The organism is Candidatus Pantoea edessiphila (assembly GCF_002933315.1).
Classification (GTDB): domain Bacteria; phylum Pseudomonadota; class Gammaproteobacteria; order Enterobacterales; family Enterobacteriaceae; genus Pantoea_C.
Map to the genome: position 1 here is coordinate 316,056 of NZ_PDKT01000001.1, position 13,338 is coordinate 329,393.

Below are 13,338 nucleotides of genomic sequence, written 5' to 3' on the forward strand. Positions count from 1 at the left end.
ATATATTAAATTGTTGATAGATATAGGCAGGGTAATGTTTTATATTGAAAAAGAACTCAGCTGGTTATCTTTTAATGAACGTGTATTACAGGAAGCAAAAGATAGAAATAACCCATTAATAGAAAGAATGCGTTTTTTAGGTATTTATTCAAATAATTTAGACGAGTTTTATAAAGTTCGTTTTGCGGATTTAAAAAGACGTATTTTAATAAATGAAGAACAAAAATCATTAAACACTCCATTTTATCTTTTTAAAAAGATTCAAAAACAAATTATAAAATCAGATCAAAAGTTTAATACCATATATTATGATCTAATAACTGAAATGGCACATAATAAAATATTCTTGATTAAAGAAACACAACTATCTTATAATCAGCAGATTTGGCTTCGTAAATATTTTAAATATAAATTAAGTCAACATATAATTCCTATCATTATTAATACTGAAATCGATTTAACTAAATTTCTTAAAGATGATTATACTTATTTGGTAGTTGAAATTATCTGTAAAAATATAAATTTCTATGCATTATTAGAAATTCCTTCAGATAAATTGCCTAGATTTATCACCATTCCTGCTGAACCATCAAGCAAGCATAAACATATTATTATATTAGATAATATTTTAAGATATTGTTTAAATGATATATTTAAAGGTTTTTACGATTATGATGTATTAAATGCTTATTCCATGAAAATAACAAGAGATGCTAAATATGACTTAGCATCAGAAATGGAATTTAGCTTATTAGAACTAATGTCATCTAGTCTTAAAAAACGTTTAACTTCAGAACCAGTACGTTTAGTATATCAACGTAACATGCCGAATAATATTGTAAAATTACTGTGTCATAAATTATCTATTACAAATCTTGATTCGGTACTTCCCAGTAATCGTTATCATAATTTTAAAGATTTTATGAATTTTCCAAATATAGGAGACAGTAGTTACATTAATCATTACTTACCACCAATTCGTCATATTAGTTTTGATAGCTCTCGTAATTATTTTGATGCAATTCGCAATAATGATATACTATTATATTATCCGTATTATAGTTTTGAGCATATATTAGAATTATTACAGCAAGCATCTTTTGATCCTAAAGTATTATCGATAAAAATAAACATATATAGAGTTGCAAAACATTCTAGAATAATGGATGCTATGATCCATGCTGCATACAATGGTAAGAAAGTTACAGTAGTAGTCGAATTACAAGCACGTTTTGATGAAGAAACAAACATTTACTGGTCTAAACGCCTTACGGAAGCTGGAGTGCATGTAATTTTTTCTGCACCAGGTCTGAAAATTCACGCTAAGCTATTTTTAATTTCACGTCAAGAAGATAAAATAATAGTATTTTATGGTCATATAGGAACAGGTAACTTTAATGAAAAAACTGCTCGTGTTTACACAGACTATTCATTATTAACCTCTGATTCACGAATAACCAATGAAATACGTAAGGTATTCAATTTTATTGAAAACCCATATCGTCCAGTAACATTTCATTATTTAATTGTATCACCTCAAAATTCTCGTCGTGTTCTTTATCAATTAATTGATAAAGAAATTTCTAATGCAAAACAGAAATTACCATCTGGTATTATTTTAAAGATAAATAATTTAGTAGACAGGGGTCTTATTAACAGGCTTTATACAGCATCAAAGTTTGGAGTTAAAATTAATTTATTAGTAAGAAGTATGTGTTCACTAATTCCAAATTTACCTGGGATTAGTGACAACATTCATATTATTAGTATTGTTGATAGATATTTAGAACATGATCGAGTTTATGTTTTTGAAAATAAAGGCAATAAAAAAATATTCTTATCTTCCGCTGACTGGATGACACGAAATATTGATTATCGCATTGAAGTAGCTGTAGCCATTCTTGATCCAAATATAAAGCAACGTATCATAAATATATTAACTATTCAATTAAATGATACGGTAAAGGCGCGTATTATTGATAGGAAAATGAGTAATTCTTATATTAAATGTGAAAATAAAATAAGATCACAATTAATGATTTACGATTACATTAAAAGTATAGAAAAAATTTAATAAATTTATGCTGTTATTATTGCAAAATTACTCCCATTCAATAGTTGCAGGAGGTTTACTGCTTATATCATAGACAACACGAGAAATGCCTTTAATTTCATTGATGATACGATTAGAAATAATGGCAAGTAAATTATATGGTAAATGTGCCCAATCTGCAGTCATAAAATCAATACTTTCAACTGCACGTAATGAAATTACCCAATCATATTTACGACTATCTCCCATAACACTAACTGAACGAATAGGTAAGAATACAGTAAAAACTTGGCTTAATTTATCGTATAAATTATATTTACGTAATTCCTCAATTACAATAGAATCAGCTTGACGTAATATACCACAATATTCTTTTTTTACTTCACCTAGTATGCGAATAGCCAATCCTGGACCTGGAAATGGATGACGAGATAATATTTCATAAGGCATTCCTAACTCTATACCAATTTTCCTAACTTCATCTTTAAATAATTTTTTAATAGGTTCAATAATAGATAAATCCATCTTTTTAGGTAATCCTCCTACATTATGATGTGATTTAATTACATTTAATTTTCCTGTTATTAAAGACATTTCAGATTCTATTATATCTGAGTAAATAGTTCCTTGAGCTAACCATTGTATATTATTTAATTTCTTTGCTTCTTCATTAAATACATCAATAAAAACTGAACCAATAACTTTACGCTTTTTCTCTGGATCTTTAATACCTGTTAATGCATCAAAAAATCTTTCTTCTGCTTTAACATGTATAATATTTAAATTAAAATGAGTTTTGAATATACTAATCACTTTTTCTGTTTCTTTTAAATGTAGTAATCCATTATCAATAAATATACATGTTAATTTATTACCAATAGCACGATGTAAAAGTATAGCTGTGACAGAAGAATCAATACCACCTGATAAACCCAAAACTACTCTACAATGACCAATTTTATCTTTTAATTGTTTAATCAAATGTTGAACAATTTGTTTTGGTATCCATGATTTTTTACATAAACATATATTAATAACAAAATTTTTTATAATATCTATACCTTGATTAGTATGTGTAACTTCCGGATGAAACTGTAAACCATAAAAATGTTTTTTTTCATTAGCTATTAAAGCAAAAGAACAATTATTGGTTTTTGCAATTAAAACAAAACCATCAGGTATAGAACTAACTTGATCACCATGACTCATCCATACACCCAGTATCTCCTTACCATAAGGATTGATATCATATTTTATATTATGCATTAACGGAGTTGAATTAATTATTTCAATTTGAGTAGAACCAAATTCACGCTTTTTAGCACTTACAACTGTTCCTCCTAACTGTAATACCATAGTTTGCATACCATAACATATACCCATTACTGGAATACCAATATTAAAAATACAATCAGGTGCACGTGGACTGTTTAAGTTAATAGTGCTTTCAGGACCCCCAGAAAGTATAATGCCATTAGGATTGAAAGTAATAATTTTTTTTTCATTAATATTCCATGGCAAAATTTTACAGTAAACACCTACCTCACGTATACGTCTTGCAATTAATTTAGTATACTGGGAACCAAAATCTAGTATTAAAATACGATATTCATATATATTTTTTAGTATCATTATAAATTGTTCCAAAAAACTTTTTATGTAAAAAATTAATTAATAACGATTATTATCTAATAGTGTAATTAGGTGATTCTTTAGTAATCATCACATCGTGTACGTGACTTTCTTTCATTCCTGCATAGCTAATTTGTACAAAGTTAGCCTTAGTACGTAAATCATTAATAGTTAAACAACCAGTTAATCCCATACAAGAACGTAATCCACCCATTTGTTGATGGATAATTTCTTTTAAATTTCCTTTATATGGTACACGACCTTCAATGCCTTCAGGAACTAATTTTTTATCAGATTGAAAATATCGATCAGATGATCCTTGAGCCATAGCACCTAAAGACCCCATACCTCTATAAGATTTAAACGATCTGCCATGATAGAGTTCAATATCACCTGGTGATTCTTCAACACCAGCCAACATAGAGCCAACCATTACACAAAATGCACCTGCAGCAATTGCTTTTGCGATATCCCCTGAAAATCTAATACCACCATCAGCAATTATTGGAATATTCATATTTTTTAATGCAGAAGCTACATCAAAAATTGCAGTTATTTGTGGAACTCCTACACCAGTAACAACACGAGTAGTACAAATTGATCCAGGTCCAATACCAACTTTTACTGCATTAATTCCTGACTCAACTAATGATATAGCACCTGCAGCTGTTACTACATTTCCTCCAATTATTTCTAGATTAGGATATCTTATTCTTATTTGATTAATAAATTTTAATACTTTTTCAGAATGCCCATGCGATGAATCTACTAGTATAGCATCAACACCAACAGATACTAATGCATCTATACGTTCTTTATTATCTTCATTGATACCAACTGCAGCTCCTACACGTAAACGACCTTGATTATCTTTGCAAGCATTAGGTTTGCGTTCAGCTTTTTGAAAATCTTTTGCGGTTATCATTCCTAATAAACGAAAGCTATCATCTACTACTAATACTTTTTCTACACGTTTTTCATGCATTTTTTGTAATACTGTATCTCTAGATTCACCTTCCTTTACTGTTACTAAGTTATCTTTTAATGTCATTACTGCAGAAACTGGTTGATTTAAATCAGTTACAAACCTTACATCACGATTAGTAATAATACCTACTAATTTGTTTTGATTATCCACTACTGGATATCCAGCAAAACCATTAAGTTTAGTTATAGATTTAACTTCAGATAATATAGTGTCTGGCAGAACAGTTCTAGGATTATTAACAACTCCACTTTCATATTTCTTTACTCTACGTACTTCATCCATTTGTCGTTTAACAGACATATTTTTATGAATAAAACCTAATCCTCCTTCCTGTGCTAAAGCAATCGCTAAAGAAGATTCAGTAACAGTATCCATAGCAGCAGAAATCATAGGAATATTCAGACAAATATTTTTAGTTAGCTGAGTTTTTAACTCTACACAGTTTGGCAAAATTGTAGAATAAGCAGGAACAAGCAATACATCATCAAAAGTAAGAGCTTTTTTTATTATTTTAGACATAGCAATACTCCATCTCTAATTAATGTAAATAGATAAAATATTGCAGCGGTATTATACATGACGTAATTATGTTGTTCTAGTTTTTTTTGAAAAAAATCTATCATATTTAATGAATGATATTTTTCATATAAATTTATTTATATTTATTATTTTTAATATGAAAAAATTAATTATTTAATATTTTTAAACGATTACGCTTATTTTTTTTGATTTTGATTAAATATACTAGTAGGAGATGTATAAGGATTATTAGATTCTTTTAATTTAATATGAATTAAAGATCCCATTATATTCATTGATTTACGAAAAAATGATGCTAAGTAACGTTTATAAGTTTCAGGTAGATATTTTAATCTATTACCATGTATTATTATAGTAAAAGGATTATAATTACCAAAATGTGCATATTTCATTTTAATAGAATTACCATGTATTAAAGGAGGCTTGTGATTTTTAATAGCAGATTTTAGAATATTAGTTAATGAAGAAGTATTAATATGTTTTTTTGAACAATAATATGATTCATTAATAGATTTAAATATTTTATTTACTCCGATATTATACAAAGCAGAAATGAAATGTATACGTACAAAGTTTATAAAATTTAACTTTAACTTAATTTTTTCTTTAATTTTCTTACGCATTTCCCAAGATAAGTTATCCCATTTGTTTATTACAACAACTAAAGATATACCTTTTTTAATTATCAAATTTATTAAATAATAATCTTGATGGGAAATATCTTCTTGTGCATTAATTACTAATATAACTACATTAGAATAGTCAATTGCTTTTAAAGTTTGAACAATTGAAAATTTTTCTATAACTTGATTAATATTTTTACGTTTACGTATTCCTGCTGTATCTATCAAAACATAATCTTTATTTAAATATTTTATAGGTATGTATATGCTATCACGTGTAGTACCAGGTTCATCATAAACTAGTAAACGAACCTCACCTAAAATACAATTAATAAGAGTAGATTTACCCACATTAGGACGGCCTATAATTGCTAGTTTAATTACTTCTTTTGTTTGCTCCTTTTTTAAATGAATATTTTCTTTTATTTCACATAATTTATTGATAATATTATTATCAACTTTTTTACTAATTTGTTTATAATTTGCTTTAATGTAATTTAAATTACACTTCCATAGCGATGATATTTTTCTAACAAGATTAGTAACACCATATCCACTATATGCGTCAATAGTATGAATATTCTTAAAACCTAAACAAGAAAAGTCGATTATACTTAAATTTACATCTAATCCATTAATTTTGTTTATTACAAGAAAAACCAATTTGTTATATTTATATAAATATTTTGCGATTTTTTGATCAGCGTTTATTAAACCAGTAGTAGCATCAACAACAAATAAAACTATATCTGCTTCTTTAATTGCTATTAAAGATTGAGATAACATATATGTTTCAATACCAAATAAAGAACTATCAATACCACTGGTATCGATTAAAATAAAATCTATTCCTTCTAATTTAGTAGAACCATATTTTCTATCTCGAGTTGATCCAGGAATGTTTGTTATCAACGACTTGGAAGTATGAGTTAATCTATTAAATAATGTAGATTTACCTACATTAAAGTGACCAATTAAAGCGATTATTGGTTCCATTATTATGCCTTGTAACTAAATAAACCTATATTTCCATCATAGCAATTTTCATTGTTGATTGGTATTTTTAAAAAATTGTACAATCAATAAAAATAGTTAATAATGGACATTATTCAACATTAAACAGAAACTATATAGACATAACTATTTTTAGATTGAATTATAATTCTATCATAAGCAATAATTGGTTCAGATTGAAATTCTGAATTGCTTAATTTATAACTTGTAATTATTTTTCCATTATTAATATTTACCCAATGCAAATAACCTTTAATATCAGCTATAACTAAATTATTTTGATATATTATGGGAGAAGTTAGCTGACGATGTAATAAATTATTTTGGCTCCATATAATTTTGCCATTACTAGTATTTAAGGAAATTAAGTTGTCATTTCCATCTACTGCATATATATGATAATTATCGGCAGTTAATTTTTTTATCATTCCAATGTTACGTTGCCACAATATCTCACCCGAATGCAGATCTAATGCAGTTATATTTCCATTATAAGAAGATACATAAATAACTCCTTTAAAGATAATGGGAGTAGTATTAACATCTTTTAATTGTGCTGATAAGGAAATTATATTTGTATTTGAAACATCTTGTTTCCATATTATTTGATTTTTTTTTATTGATATAGAACTAACTTTACCTTGACTATCTCCTACAATTAAATAGTCAGAAACGACTGTAGGTGTAGATATATCTCTAGTAGATAAAAGATCATTGCCAAGTTCAATACTCCATTTAATTTGACCATTATTTTTATCGATACCTTGTAAAAAACCGTTACTAGTATGGACAAATACTAAATTATTATTAAATACTGGAGATGATAATATTTCACCTATAACTTGAGTTTTCCATATAATTGATCCATTGTCTGTTTTTAAAGAATATATTGTACCTAATTCGCTACCAATATATATCTGATTACCATCTACTGTAATACCACCAGATAATAATTCTGATTGATTATTTGCTAGTAATTTATTTCTTTTAGAAAGATCAATTTTCCATTTCTCTTTGCCACTAATTAAATCAAATGCTTTTACTATACCAAACCTGTTGGCAACATATACAATATTATCTTTACACGCAGGATGTAAATTAGAATAAAAATCACCACTTACATTACCAATTTTTCTATGCCAAATTTTTTTTGGTGTTATTTGGTTATCAACTTTTGATAATAATTTTAAATGAACGATGTTTTCTTTAAGATTAAAAGAAGAACAACCATTTATTAAAAATAATATAAATATCAATAACAAATAATTTTTTAATATCATAGTAATTCTCTTAACTAAATAATTTTAGCTATTTATTTTCATATTTATTATTTGATTATATACGGGAAAAATACTGCTTTTAATCACTTTATTCCACTCATATTTAGCAAGTTTTTTCTCACCTTTACCAAATAATGCTTCACCACGAATATCAGCGGCAATTATTATCCAGTCTTTATTTTTAATATAACCAATAGTTTTTAAAGCTTCATCAAATTTTTTTTGTTCAATTTGAATACGTGCTAAACGTAAATTAATTAATGTTATTAAATTTATATCTTTAGTAGACTTCAAACTAGTTTTTAATGATAAAACAGCTTTATCCAATTCATTATTATTTACATAATATTTAGTTAACACCATACTGGCCATAAAACCATATATATTGATATTTTTATTTATAAAAGCATTAATATCTTTTAAAGATCTTTTAGGTAAATTTTTTTTAAATTGACTTGCTTGTACTGTACTTACAATTCTCTGATATTGCTCTAGTAAGTCTTTAGTTTTAATACTATTTTCATTGGATTTTTGATAGCAAAATAACCAACCACTGACAATTAACATCACAATAGAAATGGTGAATATTATACTAATGATGAATATGTTTTTGTTTTTGTAAATAAATTCTTGTATTGCAACCAATTTTTTCATTTTATTACCATGCATAACCAATCAACCCATCATAATTTATATGAATTCTAATATATTATTTTAATAAAGTATGTAACAAATTTATAATTTGCGATTTAGATATTTTTTGCTGTTTGCCGTTTCTTAAATCTTTGACAATTATTTCATTTAAATTTATTGTATTTAATATAATTATTATACTTGCTTGCCATTTTACAGCACGTTTAATTTGTTTTTTTAAATTACCTCCTCCGAAATTTGTTACAAACTTAAATTGAGGCATAGCATCGCGTAATTTTTCAGATAAATTTATAGCCATTAATTGAGCATCTTCATTATAAGGTATGATGTAAACGTCAATATTAAAAGTATTAGTTGCTTTAAAATACGGATTGACTCCTTCAACTAAACATACTATTCGTTCTATACCTAAAGCAAAACCAATCGCTGGAGTGCAATAACCACCTAATTGTTTAACTAAATTATCGTAACGTCCACCTCCACAAATTGTACTTTGAGAACCTAAAGAGTCTGCAATCCACTCAATTACAGTCCTGTTATAATAGTCCAGTCCTCGAACTAAATAAGGATTTATTTTATATCTAATGTCTAATTCATTAAGTAATTTGCAAAATTTATTAAAATGAATTCGTGAATCATCATCAAGGTAATCATTTATTTTAGGAGCATCATGTATTAAATTTTTAATTATAGGATTTTTACTATCCAATATTCTCATTGGATTAATATACATACGATTTTTACAATTTTCATCTAATACATTCTTGTTTTTTTCTAAAAATTTAATTAATACATTGCGATAATTATTACAACTATTTAATGAACCAAGAGAGTTAATTTCAAGTCTAACATGGTTAGATATACCCAGTTCTTTCCACAAGCGAATATTCATCATAATTAATTCAACATCTATATCTGGTCCTTTTAAACCAAAAACTTCTACACCAATTTGATTAAATTGACGGTAACGACCTTTTTGTGGACGCTCATGACGAAACATTGGTCCCATATACCACAATCTTTGTTCTTGATTATAAAGAAAACCATGTTCTATTCCCGCTCGAATACAACCGGCAGTGCCCTCTGGACGTAATGTTAGAACATCACCGTTACGATCAGTAAAAGTATACATTTCTTTTTCAACTATGTCTGTAACGTTACCAATAGCTCTTTTGTATAGTGAAATTTTTTCTATAATTGGCAAACGAATTTCTTTATAACCATAACTATTTAATGTTTTTTTTAGTATATTTTCAATTACTTGCCATATATATGTATTAGTAGGCAAATAATCTTTCATACCTCGCACTGCTTGAATATTTTTTATCAAATTAAAAATTCCTTAGTGTAAAAAAAATGGTTTGAAATGAAAATTATTTTTTCACACAATCAATCTTAGAACAAATATTTTGATCAAATTTTAATGCTTTATTACGGATACGTATTTCTAATTGATTAATAATATCATTATTATCAATTTTCTCTTTACCTCGTAATCCGTCTTCATAAATACTGCTCTTTTTATATCCTCCAGTTAAACCTATCGTAGATATAGCCGCTTCTCCAGGACCATTGACTACACAACCGATGATAGAAACATCTAGTGGTGTTGATATATCATTAAGACGTTTTTCTAATTCGTTAACGGTACCTATAACATCAAATTCCTGACGTGAGCAAGTAGGACAAGCAATAAAATTAACACCACGTGAACGAATATTTAAAGCACTGAGAATATCATAACCAATTTTAATTTCCTCTACAGGATGTGCTGCTAATGAAACACGTATTGTATCACCAATTCCTTCAGAAAGTAGTATTCCAATACCAATAGCGGATTTAACCGTACCATTACGTATACCACCTGCTTCGGTAATACCAATATGCAATGGTTGATCTATTTGTTTTGCAAGTAAACGATAAGCTTCCACTGCAATCGATACGTTTGAAGCTTTTACACTAACTTTAAATTGATCAAAATTAAAACGATCTAAATAATCTACATGTCGCATAGCTGATTCTACTAATGCTTTTGATGTTGGTTTAATATATTTTTTTCTTATGTCTTTTTCTAAAGATCCAAAGTTTACACCAATACGAATTGGAATATTATGATATTTTGCACAATCAATAACATTTCGAATTCTTTTTTCGTTACCAATGTTACCTGGATTGATACGCAAACAATCAGCACCATATTCAGCAACTTTTAATGCAATTCTATAATCAAAATGGATATCTGCTATTAATGGTATATTTACTTGCTTTTTTATTAATTTAAATGCTTCTACAGCATCCATATTTGGTACTGAAATTCTGACAATATCTGCTCCTGCAACTTCAAGAGATTTAATTTGATTAATTGTTATAGGAATATCAGTAGTACAAGTATTAGTCATTGACTGAACAGTTATAGGTGATCCACCCCCAATTGGTACTTGCCCTACATAAATACGTTTTGATTTACGATGAATAATATATTTCTTATTAATCATATATTGCTCCATAAATATTCCATCATGAAATAAACAGCAATATCATCTGTAATAATCAAACACAAAATAAAATAATTTAGCTATATAATATTAAAATAATTCTAAAAAATAGTGAATTTATTACTATCATAATTTTATGTTTAGATTAATAATAAATATGTAAATTAATTTTAACAAAAATTTGCTAAATTATACAATTATATTAGAATGCTGTTTTATATTTGAATTTTAAATAGACATTTTAATTTTTTACAGTTGGTATTTGACTTGCTAAAGATTGTATTCATTATGTAATATAAAATGTTATAGACTATTGTATATTTATTGTGATTTTATCAATACGGTTTGTGACTTTACCAATCAATTGACCACAAGCAGCACTGATATCACTACCGCGATTTTTACGAATAGTGGTATTGAAACCATTCTTAATTAAAATTTTTGAGAAACGAACAATACGATTATTAGAACTACTAGAATAAGGCGAACCTGGAAATTCATTCCAAGGAATAAGATTTATTTTACAAGGCATGTCTTTAAGCAATACAATCAATTCATATGCATGTTGTAAATGATCGTTGATATGACTTAATAAAACATATTCAATTGTAACTATACTTTGTTTAGCTTGAGATTTAGTTAAATAATTTTTCGTTGCTTTTAAAACCATGTCAATATTATATTTTTTATTTATTGGTAATATCTTATTTCTAAGTTCGTCATTTGGTGCGTGTAAAGATATTGCAAGTGATATGTCTACCATATCACTCAATTTGTTTAATGCTGGTACTATGCCGGAAGTTGATAATGTTATACGACGTTTAGATAAACCAAAACCAAAACTATCTAGCATGATACGTATAGATTTTACTACATTATTTAAATTTAACAAAGGTTCACCCATACCCATTATTACTACATTTGTAATATAACATGGGTAATTATATGATTTGTTGTTTCTAATAATATTTGATATACACCAAATTTGGCCAATAATTTCAGACGTACTTAAATTACGATTAAAACCTTGTTGAGCAGTGTAACAAAACTTACATCCTAATGCACAACCAACTTGAGATGAAATACATAATGTAGCACGATTTTCATATGGAATATAAACAGTTTCTATTAATTGATCGTCTACATTTAAAGACCACTTAATAGTTCCATCAGAAGATCTAATTTCTTTGGCGATTTTAGGTGCTTTAATTTCAGTAAGTTTTTCTAATTTCAAGCGTAGTTTTTTATTAATATTAGTCATATTTTTGAAATCATCACAATAATGATGATAAATCCATTTCATTACTTGATTTGCATGATATGGTTTCTCTCCTAAAGAAACAAAATATTTTCTCATATCTTTTCTATCAAAATCTAATAAATTAATTTTTTTGTTTTCTATAGAACAACCACTAAAATCAGTGAAAGGTGAAAATTTTACAATATTTTCAGACATAAATTTTGATTTAACCTCATCACTAACGTTTTTAATTTTTAGTAAGAATTAATGTAAAATATAACTTAATAAGTTATAAAAATTTTTTATTTTTTATAATTAAAACTAAAATCAATATTTTTATTTAAATTATATTAGAATATATTTCATCTTCTTTAAAAAAAGAACCAATTTCAAATAGTGCCGATGTCATAGAATCAGAACCATGTAATCCATTTGCAGTATAACTATCAGCATAGTCTGCGCGCAGGGTACCCTTAAGTGCTTTTATTGGATTAGTATCTCCCATCAAATTACGATAAAATTGAATAGCATTTTCACGTTCTAATACAGAAACAATTATAGGTCCAGAAATCATAAAATTTACTAAATCTACAAAAAAAAATTTATCCGAATGTTGACTATAAAAACTTTCCGCTTGTTTTTTGGTTAGACAAACCATTTTCATACCAATAATTTTAAATCCAGTATTTTCAAATCGATTAATAATTTCGCCAATTAGATTTTTAGCCACTGCGTTTGGTTTAATAATAGATAATGTACGTTCAATTGTCATATAATCCCCTTGTTATTTTAAAAAAATTATTAATTATATTCATATTT

10 protein-coding genes are annotated in these 13,338 nt (G+C 26.8%); 1 reads left to right on the forward strand and 9 read right to left on the reverse strand.

The window, feature by feature from the left end; all coding sequences use genetic code 11:
• Positions 1-34: 34 nt before the first annotated feature.
• A complete protein-coding gene (gene ppk1, locus CRV12_RS01460) occupies positions 35-2,074 on the forward strand; it encodes a polyphosphate kinase 1 (RefSeq protein ID WP_420022060.1) in 2,040 nt (679 codons plus the stop codon).
• Between the two features lie 27 nt (positions 2,075-2,101).
• Here the strand turns inward: ppk1 and guaA are convergent, their stop codons facing one another.
• The 9 genes from guaA to ndk form a co-directional block, all read right to left on the reverse strand.
• Positions 2,102-3,682, reverse strand: a complete 1,581-nt coding sequence (guaA, locus tag CRV12_RS01465; protein ID WP_474117063.1) for a glutamine-hydrolyzing GMP synthase — start codon at positions 3,680-3,682, stop codon at positions 2,102-2,104.
• Positions 3,683-3,737: 55 nt separating this feature from the next.
• Positions 3,738-5,192, reverse strand: coding sequence for an IMP dehydrogenase (guaB, locus tag CRV12_RS01470; RefSeq protein ID WP_136130868.1), 1,455 nt, complete (start codon positions 5,190-5,192; stop codon positions 3,738-3,740).
• A 197-nt stretch (positions 5,193-5,389) separates the two neighbouring features.
• Positions 5,390-6,832, reverse strand: coding sequence for a ribosome biogenesis GTPase Der (gene der / locus CRV12_RS01475; protein WP_337250214.1), 1,443 nt, complete (start codon positions 6,830-6,832; stop codon positions 5,390-5,392).
• A gap of 119 nt (positions 6,833-6,951) precedes the next feature.
• On the reverse strand, positions 6,952-8,130 hold the full coding sequence (gene bamB / locus CRV12_RS01480; protein ID WP_136130869.1) for an outer membrane protein assembly factor BamB: 1,179 nt from the start codon (positions 8,128-8,130) through the stop codon (positions 6,952-6,954).
• Positions 8,131-8,154: 24 nt separating this feature from the next.
• Positions 8,155-8,784 (reverse strand): YfgM family protein, encoded by a 630-nt coding sequence (locus tag CRV12_RS01485; protein ID WP_158676340.1) that lies wholly within the window; start codon positions 8,782-8,784, stop codon positions 8,155-8,157.
• A 55-nt stretch (positions 8,785-8,839) separates the two neighbouring features.
• Positions 8,840-10,114 carry a histidine--tRNA ligase gene (gene hisS / locus CRV12_RS01490; protein WP_136130871.1) on the reverse strand — a complete coding sequence of 425 codons (1,275 nt, stop codon included), beginning with the start codon at positions 10,112-10,114 and terminating at the stop codon, positions 8,840-8,842.
• 43 nt (positions 10,115-10,157) lie between these two features.
• Entirely contained in the window at positions 10,158-11,279 is a 1,122-nt protein-coding gene (gene ispG, locus CRV12_RS01495) for a flavodoxin-dependent (E)-4-hydroxy-3-methylbut-2-enyl-diphosphate synthase (protein ID WP_136130872.1), read from the reverse strand.
• Positions 11,280-11,589: 310 nt separating this feature from the next.
• Positions 11,590-12,735, reverse strand: a complete 1,146-nt coding sequence (gene rlmN, locus CRV12_RS01500; protein ID WP_136130873.1) for a dual-specificity RNA methyltransferase RlmN — start codon at positions 12,733-12,735, stop codon at positions 11,590-11,592.
• 124 nt (positions 12,736-12,859) lie between these two features.
• On the reverse strand, positions 12,860-13,291 hold the full coding sequence (gene ndk / locus CRV12_RS01505; protein WP_136130874.1) for a nucleoside-diphosphate kinase: 432 nt from the start codon (positions 13,289-13,291) through the stop codon (positions 12,860-12,862).
• Between the last annotated feature and the right edge of the window lie 47 nt (positions 13,292-13,338).

Bases quoted from the DNA above. Each gene is read 5' to 3' on its own strand.
- ppk1 (WP_420022060.1), top strand. From the start codon at position 35: ATGTTTTATATTGAAAAAGAACTCAGCTGGTTATCTTTTAATGAACGT.
- guaB (WP_136130868.1), bottom strand. From the start codon at position 5,192: ATGTCTAAAATAATAAAAAAAGCTCTTACTTTTGATGATGTATTGCTT.
- der (WP_337250214.1), bottom strand. From the start codon at position 6,832: ATGGAACCAATAATCGCTTTAATTGGTCACTTTAATGTAGGTAAATCT.
- bamB (WP_136130869.1), bottom strand. From the start codon at position 8,130: ATGATATTAAAAAATTATTTGTTATTGATATTTATATTATTTTTAATA.
- CRV12_RS01485 (WP_158676340.1), bottom strand. From the start codon at position 8,784: ATGAAAAAATTGGTTGCAATACAAGAATTTATTTACAAAAACAAAAAC.
- ispG (WP_136130872.1), bottom strand. From the start codon at position 11,279: ATGATTAATAAGAAATATATTATTCATCGTAAATCAAAACGTATTTAT.
- rlmN (WP_136130873.1), bottom strand. From the start codon at position 12,735: ATGTCTGAAAATATTGTAAAATTTTCACCTTTCACTGATTTTAGTGGT.
- ndk (WP_136130874.1), bottom strand. From the start codon at position 13,291: ATGACAATTGAACGTACATTATCTATTATTAAACCAAACGCAGTGGCT.